20 protein-coding genes are annotated in these 19,186 nt (G+C 62.5%); 9 read left to right on the top strand and 11 right to left on the bottom strand.

Features of this window, described 5'->3' with window-relative positions; all coding sequences use genetic code 11:
* The first annotated feature begins 95 nt into the window (after positions 1-95).
* From gluQRS to CV013_RS03460, 5 genes are all read left to right on the top strand, one after another.
* Positions 96-917 (top strand): tRNA glutamyl-Q(34) synthetase GluQRS, encoded by an 822-nt coding sequence (gluQRS, locus tag CV013_RS03480; RefSeq protein ID WP_102153873.1) that lies wholly within the window; start codon positions 96-98, stop codon positions 915-917.
* A 16-nt stretch (positions 918-933) separates the two neighbouring features.
* Positions 934-1,173, top strand: a complete 240-nt coding sequence (locus CV013_RS03475) for an HIG1 domain-containing protein (RefSeq protein ID WP_102153872.1) — start codon at positions 934-936, stop codon at positions 1,171-1,173.
* A gap of 16 nt (positions 1,174-1,189) precedes the next feature.
* Entirely contained in the window at positions 1,190-1,759 is a 570-nt protein-coding gene (locus CV013_RS03470; protein ID WP_102153871.1) for a cob(I)yrinic acid a,c-diamide adenosyltransferase, read from the top strand.
* 83 nt (positions 1,760-1,842) lie between these two features.
* Positions 1,843-2,715 carry a 3-hydroxyacyl-CoA dehydrogenase NAD-binding domain-containing protein gene (locus CV013_RS03465; RefSeq protein WP_102153870.1) on the top strand — a complete coding sequence of 291 codons (873 nt, stop codon included), beginning with the start codon at positions 1,843-1,845 and terminating at the stop codon, positions 2,713-2,715.
* 66 nt (positions 2,716-2,781) lie between these two features.
* Positions 2,782-3,099, top strand: coding sequence for a hypothetical protein (locus CV013_RS03460; RefSeq protein WP_102153869.1), 318 nt, complete (start codon positions 2,782-2,784; stop codon positions 3,097-3,099).
* Positions 3,100-3,127: 28 nt separating this feature from the next.
* Here the strand turns inward: CV013_RS03460 and CV013_RS03455 are convergent, their stop codons facing one another.
* From CV013_RS03455 to mutS, 3 genes are read right to left on the bottom strand one after another with little or no spacing between them, the layout of a single operon-like run.
* Positions 3,128-3,559: a YidH family protein gene (locus CV013_RS03455; RefSeq protein ID WP_102153868.1), complete on the bottom strand. Its 432-nt coding sequence runs from the start codon at positions 3,557-3,559 to the stop codon at positions 3,128-3,130.
* Entirely contained in the window at positions 3,516-3,884 is a 369-nt protein-coding gene (locus tag CV013_RS03450) for a hypothetical protein (protein WP_102153867.1), read from the bottom strand. Before CV013_RS03450 ends, CV013_RS03455 begins: the two co-directional genes overlap by 44 nt.
* Before the next feature lie 27 nt (positions 3,885-3,911).
* Positions 3,912-6,536 (bottom strand): DNA mismatch repair protein MutS, encoded by a 2,625-nt coding sequence (mutS, locus tag CV013_RS03445; RefSeq protein ID WP_190276503.1) that lies wholly within the window; start codon positions 6,534-6,536, stop codon positions 3,912-3,914.
* Between the two features lie 119 nt (positions 6,537-6,655).
* On the opposite strand from mutS, the gene CV013_RS03440 reads away from it, so the two are divergent.
* Both CV013_RS03440 and CV013_RS03435 read left to right on the top strand, forming a co-directional pair.
* The gene (locus tag CV013_RS03440; protein ID WP_102153866.1) at positions 6,656-8,917 is read left to right on the top strand and encodes an NADP-dependent malic enzyme; all 2,262 of its coding nucleotides are present in this window, start codon (positions 6,656-6,658) and stop codon (positions 8,915-8,917) included.
* Entirely contained in the window at positions 8,910-9,221 is a 312-nt protein-coding gene (locus CV013_RS03435) for an SdpI family protein (RefSeq protein WP_123639868.1), read from the top strand. Before CV013_RS03440 ends, CV013_RS03435 begins: the two co-directional genes overlap by 8 nt.
* 31 nt (positions 9,222-9,252) lie before the next feature.
* On the opposite strand, the gene CV013_RS03430 is transcribed toward CV013_RS03435, so the two are convergent.
* From CV013_RS03430 to lptB, 8 genes are all read right to left on the bottom strand, one after another.
* The gene (locus CV013_RS03430; protein WP_102153864.1) at positions 9,253-10,620 is read right to left on the bottom strand and encodes an NAD-dependent succinate-semialdehyde dehydrogenase; all 1,368 of its coding nucleotides are present in this window, start codon (positions 10,618-10,620) and stop codon (positions 9,253-9,255) included.
* 97 nt (positions 10,621-10,717) lie between these two features.
* Positions 10,718-11,239 carry an OmpA family protein gene (locus CV013_RS03425; protein WP_157935728.1) on the bottom strand — a complete coding sequence of 174 codons (522 nt, stop codon included), beginning with the start codon at positions 11,237-11,239 and terminating at the stop codon, positions 10,718-10,720.
* A complete protein-coding gene (locus CV013_RS03420; protein ID WP_102153862.1) occupies positions 11,223-12,455 on the bottom strand; it encodes a diguanylate cyclase domain-containing protein in 1,233 nt (410 codons plus the stop codon). The genes CV013_RS03425 and CV013_RS03420 overlap by 17 nt, the downstream gene beginning before the upstream one ends.
* 3 nt (positions 12,456-12,458) lie before the next feature.
* Complete coding sequence (locus CV013_RS03415) at positions 12,459-13,040, bottom strand: YfiR family protein (protein ID WP_102153861.1); 582 nt, start codon at positions 13,038-13,040, stop codon at positions 12,459-12,461.
* 101 nt (positions 13,041-13,141) lie between these two features.
* Entirely contained in the window at positions 13,142-13,843 is a 702-nt protein-coding gene (gene trmB, locus CV013_RS03410; RefSeq protein ID WP_102153860.1) for a tRNA (guanine(46)-N(7))-methyltransferase TrmB, read from the bottom strand.
* A gap of 151 nt (positions 13,844-13,994) precedes the next feature.
* Positions 13,995-14,690 (bottom strand): response regulator transcription factor CtrA, encoded by a 696-nt coding sequence (gene ctrA, locus CV013_RS03405; protein ID WP_102153859.1) that lies wholly within the window; start codon positions 14,688-14,690, stop codon positions 13,995-13,997.
* 197 nt (positions 14,691-14,887) lie between these two features.
* On the bottom strand, positions 14,888-16,369 hold the full coding sequence (rpoN, locus tag CV013_RS03400) for an RNA polymerase factor sigma-54 (protein ID WP_102153858.1): 1,482 nt from the start codon (positions 16,367-16,369) through the stop codon (positions 14,888-14,890).
* 26 nt (positions 16,370-16,395) lie between these two features.
* Positions 16,396-17,175 carry an LPS export ABC transporter ATP-binding protein gene (lptB, locus tag CV013_RS03395; RefSeq protein ID WP_223805152.1) on the bottom strand — a complete coding sequence of 260 codons (780 nt, stop codon included), beginning with the start codon at positions 17,173-17,175 and terminating at the stop codon, positions 16,396-16,398.
* A gap of 226 nt (positions 17,176-17,401) precedes the next feature.
* On the opposite strand from lptB, the gene CV013_RS03390 reads away from it, so the two are divergent.
* Complete coding sequence (locus CV013_RS03390) at positions 17,402-17,782, top strand: hypothetical protein (RefSeq protein WP_102153856.1); 381 nt, start codon at positions 17,402-17,404, stop codon at positions 17,780-17,782.
* A gap of 44 nt (positions 17,783-17,826) precedes the next feature.
* Positions 17,827-19,185, top strand: coding sequence for a TldD/PmbA family protein (locus CV013_RS03385; RefSeq protein WP_102153855.1), 1,359 nt, complete (start codon positions 17,827-17,829; stop codon positions 19,183-19,185).
* The last annotated feature ends 1 nt before the right edge of the window (position 19,186 follow it).

Below are 19,186 nucleotides of genomic sequence, written 5' to 3'. Positions count from 1 at the left end.
AAGGGAGCATTTGCCGATTCGCGAGTCAAGTTGATGACAGTCGCGCAATCCACAAACATTTTGTCGCAGAGCTGTGTTTGCTAGAGATCGCGGCAATGGAAATCACACGCTTTGCCCCCAGTCCGAACGGTTCGCTGCATCTGGGCCACGCCTATGCAGCTATCGTCGCGCATGACATTGCAATGGCGCGGGGCGGCCAGTTTATCGTGCGGCTGGAAGACATCGACGGTGCCCGATCCCGCCCGGAACTGGCGACGGAGTTTGCGGAGGATTTGGCGTGGCTCGGCCTCGAATGGAAAGCCGTGCCCGCGCAATCGACCCGGCTTGCCAGTTATGCCGATGCGGCAGAACGGTTGCGGGTCGACGGACTGCTCTATCCCTGTACCTGCACCCGTGCGGACATTGCCGCAGCGGCGACCGTCCACGGGCCGGAAGGGCCGGTCTATCCCGGCACTTGCCGCGGTCGGTCGGTTGATCCGACGGGTGCGGCCTGGCGGCTGGATGTGGCGAAGGCAATGGAGTTGGCAGGGCCTTTGTCGTGGGAAGATGAACTCGCCAGCATCCAGCGCGCCCGGCCCGATCTGCTGGGCGATGTCGTGCTGGTGCGGAAAGATGCGCCTGCGAGCTACCATCTGGCCGCCACGCTCGACGATGCGGCGGATGGGGTGACACTGGTGACCCGTGGGCGGGATTTGTTCTCCGCCACGCACGTTCACCGTCTGTTGCAGCATTTGCTCGGCCTGCCGGTTCCGCGATGGCATCATCACCCTTTGCTGCTGGACGAAAGCGGCGAGAAACTGGCCAAGCGTCGCGGGTCGCCTTCGCTTGCCGACCGGCGGAAGACGGGCGAAGATGGCGCGGCACTGGCGCAGGCATTGCGCGAACAGCGCTTCCCTGCTGGCATTTCTCTGGGTTGAGGGTTAGATCGGCTGCATGAATACTTTTCTCGGCATTGTCCTTATCGTTCTCATGGCGCTCGTGGTCGTCTCGCTGGTGCGCGGGGTGGTGGCATTCCTGCAAAGCAGCCGGGAGGATATCGACAAGGGTGGGGACGGCAGCCGCGCCACAGAAATGCAGTTGTTCCAGAACAAGATGATGTTCAACCGCGTGAAGTATCAGGCGCTGGCTGTCGTGGTGATCGTGGTTATCCTGATATTTGGCCGCGGCTCCTGATCGGGGCGATCCGACAATGGTAAAGCTCAACAAGATTTATACCCGCACTGGGGATGATGGCACTACGGGCCTCGTCGATGGATCGCGGGTGGCCAAATCGGCCCCGCGTATGGAAGCCATCGGCACAGTGGACGAAGCCAATTCGGTGCTCGGCCTGCTGGCAACCGATCTGGCGCAAAGCCATCATGGCGCCGCCATCGCGCGCATTCAGAACGACCTGTTCGATCTGGGCGCCGATCTGGCGACACCGGGGGAGGATTTCACTCCGTCCGAAATGGTGCTGCGTATCGTGCCCGCGCAAGTCGAATGGCTCGAGCGGGAGATCGATGCGGCGGGTGAACAGCTCGAACCGCTGACCAGTTTCGTCCTGCCCGGTGGCAGCGAGGCATCGGCCCGCGCGCATCTTGCGCGTGCAGTCGTGCGTCGGGCCGAACGGACGATGGTGGCGCTGGCCGCGGCGGAGCCGGTCAATCCGGCAGCGATGGCGTATATCAACCGTCTGTCGGACTATCTCTTCCAGCTTGCCCGGCTGCTCAACGATTGCGGACGTGCGGATGTGAAATGGGTGCCCGGCGGCAGCCGCTGACACAGGCAACCAACCCTCTGGCCAAAGCCATCCTTGCCCGCTAACCCGCCTGCATTGTTGCAGGTGCGAAGGAATTGGCAGGCATGACCACTACGATCGGAATAATCGGCGCAGGGCAGATGGGCGCAGGCATCGCGCAGACCGTCGCGCAGAATGGCATGAAAGTGCTGCTGTCCGATATCGATCTCGCTGCCGCTGAAAAGGGCAAGGGGCGGATCGAGAAAGCGCTGGCCAGACTGGTCGGGCGCGAAAAGATCGCGGCTGCCGATGCCGAGGCGGCGCTTGCCCGGATCGAACCAGTCGCCGACCTTTCACCGATGGCCGCCGCCGCGTTCATTATCGAAGCGGCGACCGAGCGGGCGGAAATCAAACAGGGCATTTTCGAAGCCGCAGGCAAAGTGCTGAATGCCGACGCGATCATGGCCAGCAACACCAGCTCGATCCCGATCACGCGCATGGCCAACTGGTCGCCCGACCCGACCCGCTTTATCGGTCTGCATTTCTTCAACCCGGTGCCGGTGATGGGCCTGATCGAAGTGATCCCCGGCCTTGCCACGTCTGCCGACACACTGGCCCGCACCCGCGCATTTGGAACCAGTCTTGGGAAAGAAGTGGTCGAAGTGCAGGATGCTCCGGGCTTCGTCGTCAATCGTATTCTGGTGCCGATGCTGAACGAAGCGGTATTCGTGCTGGGCGAAGGGACTGCCAGCATCGAAGACATCGACAAGGGCTGCCGCCTTGGTCTGAACCATCCGATGGGGCCGCTGGAACTGGCCGATTTTGTAGGGCTGGATACCTGCCTCGAAATCGTGAAGGTGCTTCACGAAACGACTGGCGACAGCAAATATCGCCCTGCACCGTTGCTGGTGAAATATGTCGAAGCGGGATGGCTGGGGCGCAAGACGGGCAAAGGGTTTTACGACTACAGCGGAGAAACTCCGGTCCCCACGCGGTAGCCGAGCTGCAAGCCGGACTGGAACGGGCGCATCGCAGGTTCGTTGATCGGGCAAAGGAGATTTTCCATGACCGATAATAACGACACAACTGCGCCCGAGCTGCACAACAGCGAGCAGGACAACGAATCCAGTCAGGCGCAAACGATTGCCGAACAGGCGCAGCACCAGACGCGGCATAGCCCGACTGAAAGTGCCAAAGGACCGAACAACAGCGATCTGATGGGCGATTCGACGCAGGATCTGGTCGACCATATGCGCGATATGGAAAGTTCGGGTCGGATCGACATGGATGCCTATCGCGGTGAGCCGAACCTCGACGATAACGAGGGGAAGTATAGCGAGAGCAACAAGGTGGACCCCGATTTGCCCTCGGATGGCGAATAAATGCTCCGGCCCCGGCTGTGTCTGAAGGTCAGCCGGGGCCGATTTTACCGTCGTTGAGAATCCACAGTCCGGCAACGAGCACTGCAGAGCCGAGCGCTACTGCATAGGCCAGCAGGCGGAAGTTTGGTGGCGATGCCGATTCGAGCGTGTGCGGATTGAGGCGAGACAGCGTGCGGCAGGCGCGTCTTTGCGCTGCCATCGCGAGTACTGCCCCGGCTACGATAAATACGGTCGCGATTGCCCGTGCAAGCCAAGGCGGATCGAACGCGCCGAACACGGCCCTGAATGCCAGTCCGATGCCGATGGCTGCAAACGCCGTGCGTATCCATCCGGCGAACGTGCGCTCCATCGCCATGATATTGCGATCTTCGGCCAGCTCCGTCCGCTCCTGAGCGAGATCGGTGCTGTTCGTTTCCTCACTCTGCGGAGTGGGTTTCGTATTGGGGGATGGGGACTCCATCGGCATCTACGTTAGACGAATCGAGATCGGGCGCCAATCCCGTGTTGCCATCGGTGGACATTGTCGGTGCCGGATCCACTCCTGCGGCATTGTCGATCGGGCGGCCATCGGTCGGCATTGGTGGGGCGGGCTCTCCCATCATCGCGCGAGGGGGCGCATTGCGAGACTCCGATCCAGAGACGAGACTGCGGGCCGTCTCCGCGGCTTTGACATATTCGGCGGCATTTTCGCGCGGGCCGCCATCGCCCACGATTGCAGCGCACGCAATCGCGATGACGATCACGATCAGAAAGGTCGTTTTGCTGTTTCGAAACAATCCCTGCATGGTCAGGTCGGTATAACCGGCGAAGAGTTAAAGTTCGCTTTCGCCTGCATCGCGTTTCAGATCGTATAACAAGTCGAGTGCTTCACGCGGCGACAGGGTATCGATATCCAATGCACGTAACCGTTCGCGCAAGTGATCGCATTCCTCCTCCGCCTCCGCCGCAGCAGCGGCGAACAGCGGCAGCTCGCCAAGCCCGGCGGCCAGCCCCCCGGTCTGTGCGCGCCCCTTCTCCAACCGGTCGAGCACAGATTTGGCGCGTTTGACTACCATCGGCGGCACACCTGCAAGCCGCGCGACAGCAAGGCCGTAGCTGCGATCTGCCGCGCCTTCCGCCAGTTCGTGCAGCAGGACCAGATCGCCTTTCCATTCGCGTGCACGGACATGGTGCAGGCTCAGCGCGTCGCAGGTTTCTGCCAGACGGCCCAGTTCGTGATAATGGGTGGCGAACAGGCAGCGGCAACGATTGGTTTCGTGCACCGCCTCCACCACCGCCCATGCCAGCGCCAGCCCGTCGTAAGTCGATGTGCCGCGCCCCACTTCATCGAGAATCACGAAGCTGCGCTCGCTCGCCTGTGCCAGAATCGCGGCGGTCTCGACCATTTCGACCATGAATGTCGAGCGGCCCCGTGCGAGGTTGTCGCTCGCCCCCACACGGCTGAACAACCGGTCGCAAATGCCCACGGTGGCCGCCGATGCCGGGACGAAGGCCCCTGCCTGTGCCAGCAGCACGATCAATGCGTTCTGTCGCAGGAAAGTCGATTTACCGCCCATGTTGGGGCCACCGATCAGCCACAGGCGATCATCCGGCGTCAGCGTGCAATCGTTGGCGACGAAGCGTTCTCCGCTGGACGCCAGCGCCGCTTCGACTACCGGGTGCCGCCCGCCTTCGATCCGCAGCACGGCCTCGTCGACGATAGCGGGTCGCGCCCAGTCGCCTTCCGCCGCGCGCTCGGCATGGCTGGCTGACACGTCGATCCGGGCGAGCGCGTCGGCAGTGGCGGCAATCGCTTCGCGGTCGGCTGCGACACGTTCCACAAGATCTTCGAAATGCGCTTCCTCTGCGGCAAGGGCATGACCGCCTGCCTCTGCAATCCGTGTCGCCTCTTCGTGCAGGCTGAGCGAATTGAACCGGACCGCGCCCGCCATCGTCTGCCGATGGGTAAAGCCGCTGTCCTGCGCCATCAGCGCATCGGCATGGCGCGCAGGCACTTCGATAAAATAGCCGAGCACGCCGTTGTGTTTGATCTTGAGCGCCGAAATCCCCGTCTCGTCGCGATATTTCGCTTCCAGTGCGGCAATCGCACGGCGGGCGTTGCCGGAAACCTGCCGCAGTTCGTCGAGCGCGGCATCGTATCCCGCAGCGATATAGCCGCCGCTCTGCCGTTCCGTCGGCGGTGCGGGGACCAGCGCGCGCTGCATCAGGTCCACCAATGCGCCGTGCCCGGCCAGATGCGGCAGCAGAGCATCGAGCAATGCAGGCCGGTCGGGCAAAGCGGCCAGATGTTCGCGGATTGCTCGCGCTTCGGCCAGCCCATCGCGCACCTGCCCCAGATCGCGCGGGCTGCCGCGGCCGGCGACGATCCGCCCCAGAGCGCGTCCGATGTCGGGCAAACTGCGTAGAGCGACGCGCAGATCGTTACGCAACAGGGGGTCGCGGTGCAGCCAGCCCACCAACGCCAGTCGGGCTTCGATCTGCGTTACATCGGTCAGCGGTGCAGCGAGGTCGGCGGCCAGTTGCCGCGCCCCTGCGCCTGTCGAGCAGCGGTCGATTGCTGCCACTAGCGACCCGGCGCGGCTGCCTTGCTGCGATACGAGGATTTCGAGGCTGGCACGGGTCGCTTCGTCCATCGCCAGCGTGACGCTGCCCGCCCGTGCAACCGGTGGCAACAGCAGCGGCAGAGTACCGCGCCCGACGTGGTCGAGATAGGCAACCAGCCCACCGGCTGCGGCCAGCATCGGCCGGGTGAAATCGCCCAACCCGTCGAGTGTGGCGACACCGTGAATTTTGCACAGGCGCGCCTGCCCTTCATCGCTGGTGAAATCGTGGCGCGGGCGGGGGATTGCGCCGTCAGGTGCGTCCCCCCATTCTTCCGGTGCGACCAGTTCACTGGGGCCGATCCGGGCGAGCGTCGCGCTCAGGGCATCGGGGGTGCACTCTTCCAGTTCCATCCGCCCGGTCGAGATATCAACACTGGCCACGCCGCAAGTGCCGCGCACTTCGCATACAGCAGCAAGGATATTCGCCCGCCGGGGTTCGAGCAGCGCCTCTTCTGTCAGAGTGCCCGCGGTTACGAAGCGGACGATATCGCGTGCGACCAACGCTTTCGACACCGGGGTGCCTTCACGCTTTGCGCGCACTTTCGCCTCTTCCGGGGTTTCGACCTGTTCAGCGATGGCCACGCGGTGCCCCGCTTTAATCAGGCGGGCGAGGTAGCTTTCCGCCGAATGCACCGGCACTCCGCACATCGGGATCGGTTCGTCGCCATGGACCCCGCGACTGGTCAGCGCGATGTCCAGTGTCTGCGCCGCAGCTTTCGCATCGTCGAAGAACAGTTCGAAGAAATCGCCCATGCGATAGAACAGCAGGCAATCGTTGGCCTGTGCCTTCAGCGCGAGGTATTGTTCCATCATCGGGGTGGGTTTGGCAGCCATCGCATCGGGGTTAGCGGCCATCCACGCGATTCGGAACGCTGGAGGGTGCCGCTTTCCCCTGTTGCATCGGCGTCTGTTGGGTTAGGGGGGCCGCGCACCCCATAAGAAAGGTTCCCCCCGTGGCCGACGATAAGCCCATTGCATTCACCACCCGCGAAGCTTTGTTTTACCATGAAACGGTGCGTCCGGGTAAGATCGAGATCATCGCATCGAAGCCGATGACGACGCAGCGCGATCTCAGCCTGGCCTATTCGCCGGGGGTCGCCGCACCGGTTCAGGCGATTGCCGACGATCCTTCGCTGGCGGCGCGTTATACCGCGCGTTCCAATCTCGTAGCGGTGATTTCCAATGGCACTGCGATCCTTGGCATGGGCAATCTCGGCGCGCTGGCGGCAAAGCCGGTGATGGAAGGCAAGTCCGTTCTGTTCAAGCGGTTTGCCGATGTCGATTCGATGGATATCGAGCTGGATACCGAAGACCCTGAAGCTTTCATCAATGCCGTCGCGTTGATGGAGCCCACTTTCGGTGGCATCAATCTGGAAGATATCGCTGCGCCCGAATGCTTTGTGATCGAACAGGCACTGCGTGAACGGATGAACATTCCCGTGATGCACGACGATCAGCATGGCACCGCGATTATTGCTGCCGCCGGGCTGATCAACGCGCTTCACCTGACCGGGCGTGACATCAAGGATGTGAAGATGGTGGTCAACGGCGCGGGGGCTTCCGCGCTGGCATGTACTGCACTGATCAAGGCATTGGGTGTGCCGCACGATCAGGTCATCGTCTGCGACCGGTCGGGTCCGATCTATCCGGGCCGCGACAATGTAGACCAGTGGAAGAGCGCCCATGCCGTGCCCACCGAAGCGCGCACATTGGAAGAAGCGCTGAAGGGTGCAGACGTGTTCCTGGGCCTGTCCGCTGCCGGTGCGCTGAAGCCCGAATGGGTCAGGGATATGGCCCCGCAGCCGATCATTTTCGCAATGGCTAACCCCGATCCGGAAATCCTGCCCGAAGACGCCAAGGCAGTGCGCCCCGATGCGATCATCGCCACTGGCCGCAGCGATTATCCCAATCAGGTGAACAACGTGCTGGGTTTCCCGTTCATCTTCCGCGGCGCACTGGATGTGCAGGCGACAGCGATCAACGAAGAGATGAAGATCGCTGCTGCGAAAGCTATCGCAGCGCTTGCGCGGGAGCGTGTGCCCGATGAAGTGGCAGCGGCCTATGGCGTGAACCACAAGTTCGGCACCGATTACATCATCCCCGCCCCGTTCGATCCGCGCCTGATGGAAGTCGTTTCCAGCGCAGTGGCGAAGGCGGCGATGGATTCGGGCGTGGCCAAGGCTCCGATCGACGATTTCGATGCCTATCGCCTCAGCCTCAAGGCCCGGCTCAATCCGACGACTTCGGTGCTGACGCGGGTGTACGAAGATGCCAAGGCCAATCCCAAGCGGGTGGTCTTTGCAGAGGCGGAAGAGGATGTCGTGCTGCGCGCGGCGATCCAGTTCCGCGATTTCGGCTATGGCACCCCGGTGCTGGTCGGGCGGACCAAGGCTGTGGCGGACAAGCTGCATATGCTGGGCGTGTCCGATCCGGGCAGCTTCGAAATCCAGAACTCGGCCGATAGCGAGCTGGTGCCGCAGATGGTCGAATACCTTTACGAGCGGCTGAAGCGGCGCGGGCGGACCGAACGCGACGTGCGCCGCATGGTCAATCAGGAACGCAATATCTTCGCGGCACTGCTGGTGGCGCTGGGCCACGGCGATGCGATGATTTCGGGCATGACGCGCACATTCGCGCAAACCATGCGCGAAGTCAGCCTCGTGCTCGATCCCAAGCCCGATGCGAAGGCATTCGGCATCCATTTGATGATCGGCAAGAACTATACCGTGTTCCTGGCCGATACGACGATCAACGAACGGCCCAGCTCGGAAGATCTGGCGCATATCGCGAAAGAAACCGCCGCGGTTGCCCGCCGTCTGGGTCACGAACCGCGTGTCGCGTTCCTCTCGTATTCCACATTCGGCAACCCGGAAGGGCGCTGGTTGGAAAACATCCGCAACGCAGTGCACATTCTGGACGAAGAGGGTGTCGACTTCGAATACGAAGGCGAAATGGCCCCCGATGCTGCGCTCAATCCCAAAGTGATGGAGCTATATCCGTTCAGTCGCCTGTCCGCACCGGCCAACGTGCTGGTGATGCCGGGCCTGCAATCGGCCAACCTGTCGGCCAAGCTGCTGCGTGAACTGGCCGGAGCGAGCACGATCGGGCCGATGATGGTGGGCATGAACAAACCGGTGCAGATCGCACCGATGACAGCCATCGCGCCCGATATCCTGACGCTGGCCGTGCTGGCCGCCGCCGGGGTGGTTGGCTGACCGGATGATCCGCTGGGTGCCATTGCTGTTTGTGGCACTGGCGCTGCCTCTGGCGCTGGACATGGTTCCACCGAACAATGTCTATGGCGTCAGAACGGCGGCATCGCTCGCCAGCGATGCCGCGTGGTATCGTGCGAATGGTGTGAGCGGGGTGTGCGGCGTGATCGCCGGTCTGGCGGGGTTTTGGGTCAATCGGCGCGTTGCGCGGGCCGACCTGCCCGAAGCGGCGAAGGGCAAACGCTACCTCGCCGTCGTACTGGGCATGGCGGCAGCAATCGTGGTGCCGGGCCTGTTGGTGGTTTAACTCTCCTCAGGCCCGGCCACCGATGCATCGTTTATCCCGGCAGCATAACCGTTTTCAGGTTCATGAATTCGTGCACCCCGTGGCGTGACAGTTCGCGTCCGTGGCCGGATCGCTTGATGCCTCCGAACGGAGCTTGTGGGGCGCTGGCGAGCATCTGGTTGATTGCGGTCATTCCCGCTTCGATATCGCGCACGAACCGATCCTGCTCGGCCGTATCCTGAGTCCAGACCGACGATCCCAGCCCGAAGGGAATCGCATTGGCGATACGGATCGCTTCGTCGATGTTCCGCGCGCGATAGACTTGCGCGATGGGGCCGAAAATCTCTTCCTGCGCGGTGCTGGAATCAAGCGGGACGCCGGTGAGAATTCCTGCCGAGATATAGGCCCCTGGCCCCTCGGTCGGCTCGCCGCCGAATTCCAGCGTGGCGCCTTCGCGGCGGGCGGTGGCGATCTGATCCAGCACGGTATCGCGCTGCGCCATGCTGGAAAGCGGGCCCATTTCGGTCGCGGCGTCAAATGGATCGCCCGCCACCACGGCTTGCATTGCTTCGATAAATTTGGCCATGAACGCATCGTAGATATCGCTGTGCACGATCATCCGTTTGCCACAGATGCACGATTGCCCGGTGTTCTGGATGCGTGCGGCCACCGCCTGTTTCACCGCTTCGTCCAGATCTGCAGACGGCATGACGATGAACGGGTCCGATCCGCCCAGTTCGAGCACCACTTTCTTGAGATTGCGGCCCGCCGCTTCGGCCACGGCCTTGCCCGCGCCTTCGCTGCCGGTGAGCGTTACTGCGATCACGCGCGGATCGTCGATGATCGGTTCGACTGCGGCAGAGCCGATACACAGGTTCTGTAACAGCCCCTCTGGCGCACCGGCCTCGTGCATCATCTCCTCAATCAGTGCGGCGCAGCCCTGCACGATGCTGGCGTGTTTGAGCAGACCGACATTCCCTGCCAGCACAGTGGGGGCGAGGAACCGGGCGACCTGCCAATACGGGAAATTCCACGGCATCACCGCCAGCACCGGCCCTTGCGGCAGCCAGTGCCCGCGCGCTCGCTTCCCGTCGCCCAGATCCCATTCCTCTGGTTCGAGCATTGCCGGGCCGGTTTGTGCCAGGTGACGGAACAGCGTGGCGCATTTGGCCACTTCCGCGCGCGCGGACTTGAGCGTCTTGCCCATTTCCAGTGTCGCCTGTCGCGCCAGTTTGTCGAGATTGGCGTCGTACGCCTCCGCAAGCCGTTCGAGCAGAGCGGAACGGTCCGCGACGGGCGACGTACGCCATTCGGCATAAGTAGCGCTGGCGCGCGCAATCTTCGCGTCGATCTGCCGGGCTGTCAGCTCTTCGTATTCGGCGAGTGTTTCGCCGGTGGCTGGGTTGCGGGTGGTAATCATCAGGGGTGCTCCGGTGGTCGCAGGCAATATGCCGTCATCCGATCAACCGCGCGGGCACTCCGACGTTCCGGCAATTCCGCAACAGCGCGCGGATGAATCAGAGCGCGACATCGTCCGCAGAAATCAGGATCACGACCCGGCGGTTTTCCTGACGCCCGTCGGCAGTATCGTTGCTTTCAATCGGCTGAGACGATCCCTTGCCGACAGCGGTCACATGCCCGGCTGACAGCCCGCCTGCAACCAGCGCACCGCGCACCGCTTCGGCGCGGCGCAGCGACAGCTGCTGGTTGTATTCTTCGGTGCCGACCGAGTCGGTATGGCCACTTACGGTGCATCCGGCGATGCCCACTTTCTGCAACGCGGCCGCCATCTCTTTAAGCCGCTGCGCCTGTTCCTCTGCCAGATTGCTGTCGTCGAATGCGAACAGCAGCTTGCCTTGCAGACCCAACGCCCATTCATCGCCGTTTTGCTGAAAATCGTAAGACCTCAGTAACGCCACCTGTTCGGCAGAATAGGGCGAAGAGGGCTGGGGCGGGACCGACTGGCAGGCGGCGACAAGTGGCAGGATCAGAGCAAGCAACAGCCAGCGCAAGCCACGAATGCTAGTGCGAATAGGCATAGTCATCATTCCGTTTCCGCGATTTGTGGTTGTACATTGCCTCGTCCGCTTTCTGCATCAGCTCGCCAGAGGCGCGCCCGTCATCAGGGTATAGCGAGAAGCCTACGCTCATCGATATGCGGACGAGGGCGCCCGATGGTGTTTCGATTTCGGGCTCCATCGCCTCCGAAATCCGCTCGACGATGTAGTCGATTTCCGGCTTGCTGACCGGTGACGCCAGAATAATGGCGAATTCATCGCCGCCGAGCCGGTATGCGCCGTCGACTTTGCGGATACATCCGCGCAGGCGGCTGGCCAGTTCCATCAGCACGGCGTCGCCCGCGGTGTGGCCGTGGCTGTCGTTGATCTGCTTGAAGCCGTCGCCATCGAGAAACAGCACGGCAAAGCAGCCTTCGCTCTGATCTGCTTTGGCAATAGCAATGCCCAGTTGCTGATCGAACAGGGCGCGGTTGCCCAGCCCGGTCAGCGTGTCGTGCATCGCTTTGCGGGTAAGTTGTTCGTTCTGTTCGGTCAGCCCGGTGTACCAACCATGCATCTCGCTCAGCAGGGCGTTGAAATCTTCCACGAAATCATCGACTTCCGCGATACCGGGGGCCGGGACGCGGCGATCGAAGGCGCGCTCCAGGCGCACAGAGCGGGCGACTTCGACTGCGTGGCTGAGGGGATCGGTTACGCCTGCGCGCAACTTGCGGGCCAGCATAGTGCTGGCCAACAGCGCAATGCCGACGCAGCACAACGTAATCAGCAGACCCGACAGCAGGAAATAGACGATGCTGACCGCGCTGCCGAAAGCATAGACTTCGCCCACTATCCGGCCATTGTGAGTGATGCTCTGGCGAACGGGTTGCGGCCACAGCAGATTATTGGCGAATTCGATCACCGTGCGGGGAAGAAAGCTCTCGTTCGGCTTTTCGAAATTGACCAGTTCGCGCCCTGAAGGGTCGACCACGATCAGGCGATCCACGATCTCGTTGGAGGCGACCGACACTGTGCCATCGCGCGCGGCCTCCATATCCTGAAATATGATGGCCGGTTCCACCGTATAGGCGACTGTTCCGGCGATCAGATGCAGATTGCGATCGAGGTATTCGTGCATCGCCATCGTGCTGCCGGTTAAAAGCGCCAGACTGGCGAGCGAAACCGCGATCAGCACCAGACGGCGGTGAACACCTGCGAGCACTTTATTGAGAGGTGGGGATCGGCGTTGCTTTTCCATCGCTTAACCCCCCCGTGAAATACGCAGGACGCGGGGGTCGATCCTGACATCGGATCGGGCGATGGCATCGGTATTTATGCGAAAAGAGATCGTCTGTTGCCGGTAAACCAGGCAGAACATGCTCTCGCTGAGGCATTGCGGATCGCGCTCCGCAATGGTTAGCACAGCGGTACCGCGCACCGCCGCAGTCCACTGACGCGCGCGATGGAGCGCGACATCGCCCAGATACAGAACGTCGCAACCTGCGATCGAGCTGGCGTTTGCCTGTGACACATTGCGCCGGACGATCGCCACCTCGTTGCCGAGCGTGGATAAGGGATAATCCGGGCCAAAGCGGGACCGGCCGACGACACAGACGTTGATCGGATCGGGTTGTTGCGGCCAGCGGGTATATTCGAGGATCGACCGGACGAGGTGAGCCGTCGCCATCGCCGCGCGTGAATCGGCCGGTTCGACCGGCATGGCCACGGGAGTAATTCCGCCGGTCGCCGAGATCAGGAACGGCGCAGCCAGCAACGCGAAACCGCGCCGCTTCCATGCAATCCTCCTCAAAGGAGAGCAGACAAGAACACGCGGAACCATCATTAATAAAAAAGCTAATACAAAAGCAGGCCGGGCAAGGCAATCCGTTGCCCCGCAAAGGGGCCAGCGGGCACTGGGGCCGGGGCAGCTACGGTGGGCGAGGTTTATTTCCGGCGGAAGCGAAAATACCACACTTCGTGGCCGAAAACGGTGCGGGCTTTGTGTTCGTAGCGGGTTTCGCACCAGCCCGAAGGGCGCACTTCCCAGCTTTTGCGAGATTCGACCTGCCAGTCGAACTGGTGCCGGTGGCGGCGCATCACCATTAATGCGTGGCGCAGGTAAACCGCGTGGTCGGTGCCGAAGCGGAATTCGCCGCCCGGTTTCAGCTTGGCGGCGATCATGTCCACCGGCCCGTCGTTCATCATTCGTCGCTTGGCATGTTTCGCCTTGGGCCAGGGATCGGGGTGGAGCAGATAAAGCATCGTCAGCGCGCCATCGGGTACGCAGCGCAGCACCTCCAGTGCATCGCCATGCTGGATACGCACATTGCCCAGCGCCCCGTCGCGCACATGGGTCAGCGCCTGCGCCACGCCATTGACGAACGGTTCGGCGCCGATGAACCCGTGATCGGGCAGCAGATCGGCGCGGTAGGCCAGATGTTCGCCCCCGCCGAAACCGATTTCGAAATGCAGCGGGCAATCGTGCCCGAACAGCCGCTCTGCCGTGATCGGCCCTTCGGCGGGCACGGCGATTTGCGGCAGCAGGTTGTCGACCAGTTCCTGCTGCGCGGCACGCAGGGGTTTGCCCTGGCTGCGGCCATAGAGCCGGTTCAGGGTTGTCGGATCGCCTTGTTTGTAAGCACTCATGCCGCGCGCGCTAGGCGGTTGAGGCGGGTTTTGTCGAGGGGGGATATGCAGTTGCGCGCCCGATACAAAACCGCCCGGCGCATCGCTGCACCGGGCGGCTTGCCCCGTCCGCCACGATCCCGAAGAAAGCGGCGGGCTAAATCGGTTGGGTTCAGGCCGCTTCAGCCTCTTCGTTGGCGTCGCGCAGCACATAGCCGCGGCCCCAGACGGTTTCGATGTAGTTTTCACCGGCACATGCATGGCTGAGTTTCTTGCGTAGCTTGCAGATGAACACGTCGATGATTTTCAGTTCGGGTTCGTCCATCCCGCCATACAGGTGGTTAAGGAACATTTCCTTGGTCAGCGTGGTGCCCTTACGCAAGCTGAGCAGTTCCAGCATCGCGTATTCCTTGCCCGTCAGGTGAACGCGGGCGCCATCGACTTCCACGGTTTTGGTGTCGAGGTTAACCGCCAGCTTGCCGGTGCGGATAACCGACTGGCTGTGGCCTTTCGAGCGGCGGACGACAGCATGAATGCGAGCGACCAGTTCCTCACGGTGGAACGGTTTGGTCACGTAATCGTCCGCACCGAAGCCGAAGCTGCGGATCTTGCTGTCCATTTCGGAGATACCCGAAAGGATCAGGACCGGCGTCTGGACCTTCGCCACGCGCAGTTTCTTCAGCACGTCATACCCGTGCATATCGGGCAGGTTGAGGTCGAGCAGGATGATATCGTAATCATACAGCTTGCCCAGATCGAGGCCTTCCTCGCCCAGATCGGTGCTGTAAACATTGAAACCTTCGGTGGTCAGCATGAGCTCGATCGCCTTGGCGGTGGTCGGCTCGTCCTCGATCAACAATACGCGCATGGGTATATACCCCCCTGTGCCCAGAACCCGTTTGGTAACCCTCGGTAAAAAGGTGTTGCCAGCGATTAACCACAAAACATCTGAATGAAAAAGGTTAACAGCGCGTAAATGGGATAACAGAAAGGCGGTTGAGTCTTTCGCGCAACAGATCGGGCGGGGCAGGGCGTCGGTCCCGTGCGAAAATCGGCCGGGGTGCGCTATCCTCTTAAGTTGGCAAGCTTTTTTGCGCGGCGCCGCTGGACGCTGGAACCGATGCCCATCGCTTCGCGGTATTTGGCCACGGTCCGCCGGGCCAGATCGAACCCGCGATCCTTAAGCATGGTTACCAACGTGTCGTCCGACAGGATCTTGCGCGGATCTTCGGCATCGATCAGTTCCCTGATCGCAGCCTTGACCGCTTCGGACGATGCCCCCTCGCCATCGGCGCTGGCGACGCCGCTGGTGAAGAAGTATTTCAGTTCGAACGTGCCACGGGGGCAGGCGATATATTTGTTGCTGGTGACCCGGCTGACCGTGCTTTCATGCATTTCGATCGCGTCGGCCACTGTCCGCAAAGTCAGCGGGCGCAGTTCGGATACGCCGCGACGGAAGAATCCGTCCTGCTGCTTCACAATTTCGGCGGCCACTTTCAGTATCGTGCGCGCGCGCTGGTCGAGCGCCTTGATCAGCCAGTTCGCTTCGGTCAGTTGCTCGCTCAGCCATGCGCGCGATTGCTTGTCGGTGCAGCCGCCGCGCAGTTCGACATAATAGGCGCGATTGACCACTGCGCGTGGCAGAGTGGCTTCGTTGAGCTGAATATCCCATCCATCGCCCTTCGGAGCGGGGGAGAGCAGGATATCGGGCGCGATGGCCGCTTCGCCCGCGCTATCGAATGCCAGGCCCGGCTTGGGATCGTAACTGCGTAGTTCGGCCAGCATATCGGCGAAGTCGTCTTCATCGACATCGCACATTCGCCGCAGCCGGGCGATTTCGCCGCGCGCCAGCAAGTCGAGATTGTCGATCAGCCGCGCTATGCAGGGATCGTAGCGGTCCGCCTCTTTCGCCTGCAACGCGAGGCATTCGGCCAGCGTTCGCGCGCCGACGCCGGTGGGGTCGAGCGATTGCACCAGCGCGAGCGCCCGTTCCACTTCCGCTAACGGAACACCCAGCATATCGGCGGCCTCGCTCAGCGAAGCAGTGACATAGCCCGCGTCGTCGATCAGATCGATCAGTGCGGCGGCGATCAGCGCTTCCCGCGCATCGGCGGCCACAGCGCCAATCTGCGTGTGGAGATGGTCAGTGAGGCTCAGCCCTCCGGCTGCACCGCGTTCGTCGATCGACGGGCCGTCTTCGCCCGGCCCGCCTGCTGATAGGGAGCCGCCCCAATCGCCATCACCCCAATCTCCATCGCCGGTATCGCGGTCGCGGTCGATTGCCGACAGATCGATGTCGAGCGCGGATTCGCCTTCCGCCACGCTGTCCGCACCCGGTTCGGAGGGGAATTCTTCCAGCGGTTGCAGTGGCGCGTCGTCGGCGCGGATATCGCCCGCTTCGAGCAGGGGATTGGCCTCCAGCGCTTGTCCGATAAAGGTTTCGAGTTCGAGGTTCGACAGCGCCAGCAGCTTGATCGCCTGCTGCAATTGCGGTGTCATCACCAGCGACTGGGACTGTCGCAGGTCGAGCCGTGGCCCCAGCGCCATCGATCAGCCTTTCAGCGTAACGGCAATCACAGGGTAAAGCCTTCGCCGAGATAGAGGCGGCGCACGTTTTCATCTGCAACCAGCGCCTCCGGCGTGCCGGCAAACAGCACCTGACCGCCATAGATGATGCAGGCCCGGTCGACGATATCGAGCGTTTCGCGCACGTTATGGTCGGTAATCAGCACACCGATTCCGCGCTGCTTCAGGTCTTTCACCAGATCGCGGATATCGCTGATCGACAGTGGATCGATCCCGGCAAAGGGTTCGTCGAGCAGCATGATCGAGGGTTTCGCCGCCAGTGCACGGGCAATTTCGCACCGCCGCCGCTCGCCGCCGGAAAGCGCCATCGCCGGGGTCGCGCGGAGGCGCTCCAGCCCGAATTCATCGAGCAGCCGGTCGAGTTCCTGCGCGCGGGTATCCCTGTCCGGCTCCACCAGTTCGAGCACGCATTCGATGTTCTGTTCCACGGTCATCCCGCGGAAAATGCTCGTTTCCTGTGGCAGATAGCCGAGGCCGAGCACTGCACGGCGGTACATCGGCAGCCGGGTGACATCTTCGCCATCCATCAGGATGCGTCCGGCATCGGGGCGCACAAGGCCCATGATCGAATAGAAACAGGTGGTCTTGCCCGCGCCGTTGGGGCCGAGCAGGCCGAGCACTTCGCCTTTTCCCACGCTGAGCGAGATGTCGGTCAGCACAGCGCGCTTGTCGTAGCTCTTGGCAATGGAGATGACTTCCAGCCCGCCCTGCGGGATAGGCGGGGCGGCGTTGGCCGGAGGGGCGGTATCGCTTTCGGTCGTGCTCATTTGCTTTGCCATGTAGCATTCGGGAGCGGTGTGAAAACCCCGTATCGCGAAAACTGGCAGGATTCGTGCATGGCTGGTGGTGTCGGTGCCACGGGGAGTGGGGGCCCGGCTTCCCGATACCGGCCAAATGCCGCCACTCACACAGCGATGGTTAGCGCCCTTGCCGCAAGCCACTGAGTATGAAATAGTCTTCCATCGGAGAAGGGACTCAGGGGAGATAAGGGCAATGCCCAACGCGATCGATCATACGACGCACGCTGATAAAGCCGCCGACGGGCACAAGCTCGACTGGCGCAAACGGATGAGCGACAATGTCGCCTATGCCTTGCTGGTTTATACCGGTTTGCAGATTTTCGTAACGATCCATGCGCTGAAAAGCGGTTCGTCTTCGTTGCTCCCCTATATCGCTCTGATTTTGCTGGTTGCTGCGATCATCCCCGCGTGCCGCGCGTTCGAGCGGCGGTGGATGCATCTGTCGGATGAAGAAGCCGCCGACCTCTCTTTGCGGGGCACCTATCGCCGCGATCAGATCGTGCTGTGGGCGATGGCCATCGGTCTGCCGTTCGCTTTGACCGGCATATTGCGGGCTATCGCCGCGCTCGCGTGAATTCACTGCTTGCCCGCTTCCGGGCGAGGGCTTAGCCGGGGTGGATGACTACGACTGCTGCCCCGGATAACACTGCTCTCGATATTGCCAGCGCGCTGATCGATGCCGCGCGCCGCCACGGTGCCGATGCCGCCGATGCATTGCACCGCGTGGCCGGTTCGCAATCGGTGTCTGTTCGGCTGGGCAAGCTCGAAGATGTCGACCGTTCCGAAAGTGCGGAGGCGGGGCTGCGGGTGTTCGTCGGGCGGCGATCGGCCAGCGTTTCGGGCAGCGACCTGTCCCCTGCCGGGATCGATGAACTGGCTGCCCGCGCAGTCGATATGGCGCGGATCGCACCGGAAGACCCCTACGCCGGGCTGGCCCCTGCCGCCTCGCTGGCAACGGGCGAGATAGTCGCGCTCGATCTGGCGGATACGCACATACTTGCTCCCGAAGAATTGCGCGAACGCGCCGCCGAAGCGGAAGATGCCGCCCGCGCGGTTGTCGGGGTGACCAATTCCGAAGGCGGCGGGGCCAGCACATCCGACGCGCAAGTCACGCTGGCCACCAGCGAAGGGTTCTGCCGCAGCTATAACGGCACCAGCTATGGCATATCGGCCAGCGTGATCGCAGGCACCGGCGCCGGAATGCAGCGCGACTATGCCTATCGCAGCGCGCGCCATCTGGCCGACTTGCAGTCGCCGCAGGAAATCGGGCAGCGAGCGGGGGACCGCGCGGTGGCGCGGCTCGACCCTGCATCAGTGCCCAGCGGGCCGATGCCGGTGGTGTTCTCCCCGCGTGTGGGCGGATCGCTGATCGGCCATCTGGCCGGGGCGATGAGCGCGCCCGCGATTGCTCGCCAGCACTCGTTCCTGCTCGGCCATGAAGGGGAATCGCTGTTCCCCGACGCGATCCGCATTGTCGAAGACCCGCTGAAGGCGCGTGGCCCGCGTTCGCGCCCGTTCGATGGCGAAGGGGTGCCGACTGCAGCGCGCGCTCTGGTGGAGAATGGCAAACTGACCGGCTGGCTGACCAACGTCGCCTCTGCCGCGCAACTGGGGCTGGAGCTGACAGGCCATGCCACACGCGGGATCGGGGGATCGCCGGGCGTGGCGGCCAGCAATATCGATCTGCTGGCAGGCGAGATGAGCGTGGCCGACCTGATCGCGGATATTAAAGATGGCGTGCTGGTCGATTACCTGATCGGGCAGGGCGTGAATGGCGTAACCGGCGATTACAGCCGGGGCGCGGCGGGGCGCCGGATCGTCAACGGCGCAATCGCTGGCCCGGTGGCGGGCTTCACGATTGCGGGCAACCTGCTACAGATGTTCGCGCACATGTCCGTGGCAAGCGATCTGGAGGACTGGCGCGCAGTCAACGTGCCGACCATCCGCATAGACGGCATGACCGTGGCGGGCGGATAGG

The sequence above is a fragment of the Tsuneonella flava genome (assembly GCF_002870965.1).
GTDB classification, from domain to species: Bacteria; Pseudomonadota; Alphaproteobacteria; order Sphingomonadales; family Sphingomonadaceae; genus Tsuneonella; species Tsuneonella flava.
Note: the sequence above shows the minus strand (reverse complement) of the source record. Positions and strands in the feature narration are given on the sequence as shown.

Coding starts and splice junctions, on each gene's coding strand:
- gluQRS (WP_102153873.1), top strand. CDS start 96: ATGGAAATCACACGCTTTGCCCCCAGTCCGAACGGTTCGCTGCATCTG.
- CV013_RS03475 (WP_102153872.1), top strand. CDS start 934: ATGAATACTTTTCTCGGCATTGTCCTTATCGTTCTCATGGCGCTCGTG.
- CV013_RS03470 (WP_102153871.1), top strand. CDS start 1,190: ATGGTAAAGCTCAACAAGATTTATACCCGCACTGGGGATGATGGCACT.
- CV013_RS03465 (WP_102153870.1), top strand. CDS start 1,843: ATGACCACTACGATCGGAATAATCGGCGCAGGGCAGATGGGCGCAGGC.
- CV013_RS03460 (WP_102153869.1), top strand. CDS start 2,782: ATGACCGATAATAACGACACAACTGCGCCCGAGCTGCACAACAGCGAG.
- CV013_RS03455 (WP_102153868.1), bottom strand. CDS start 3,559: ATGGAGTCCCCATCCCCCAATACGAAACCCACTCCGCAGAGTGAGGAA.
- CV013_RS03450 (WP_102153867.1), bottom strand. CDS start 3,884: ATGCAGGGATTGTTTCGAAACAGCAAAACGACCTTTCTGATCGTGATC.
- mutS (WP_190276503.1), bottom strand. CDS start 6,536: ATGGCTGCCAAACCCACCCCGATGATGGAACAATACCTCGCGCTGAAG.
- CV013_RS03430 (WP_102153864.1), bottom strand. CDS start 10,620: ATGATTACCACCCGCAACCCAGCCACCGGCGAAACACTCGCCGAATAC.
- CV013_RS03425 (WP_157935728.1), bottom strand. CDS start 11,239: ATGCCTATTCGCACTAGCATTCGTGGCTTGCGCTGGCTGTTGCTTGCT.
- CV013_RS03420 (WP_102153862.1), bottom strand. CDS start 12,455: ATGGAAAAGCAACGCCGATCCCCACCTCTCAATAAAGTGCTCGCAGGT.
- CV013_RS03415 (WP_102153861.1), bottom strand. CDS start 13,040: ATGATGGTTCCGCGTGTTCTTGTCTGCTCTCCTTTGAGGAGGATTGCA.
- trmB (WP_102153860.1), bottom strand. CDS start 13,843: ATGAGTGCTTACAAACAAGGCGATCCGACAACCCTGAACCGGCTCTAT.
- ctrA (WP_102153859.1), bottom strand. CDS start 14,690: ATGCGCGTATTGTTGATCGAGGACGAGCCGACCACCGCCAAGGCGATC.
- rpoN (WP_102153858.1), bottom strand. CDS start 16,369: ATGGCGCTGGGGCCACGGCTCGACCTGCGACAGTCCCAGTCGCTGGTG.
- lptB (WP_223805152.1), bottom strand. CDS start 17,175: ATGAGCACGACCGAAAGCGATACCGCCCCTCCGGCCAACGCCGCCCCG.
- CV013_RS03390 (WP_102153856.1), top strand. CDS start 17,402: ATGCCCAACGCGATCGATCATACGACGCACGCTGATAAAGCCGCCGAC.
- CV013_RS03385 (WP_102153855.1), top strand. CDS start 17,827: ATGACTACGACTGCTGCCCCGGATAACACTGCTCTCGATATTGCCAGC.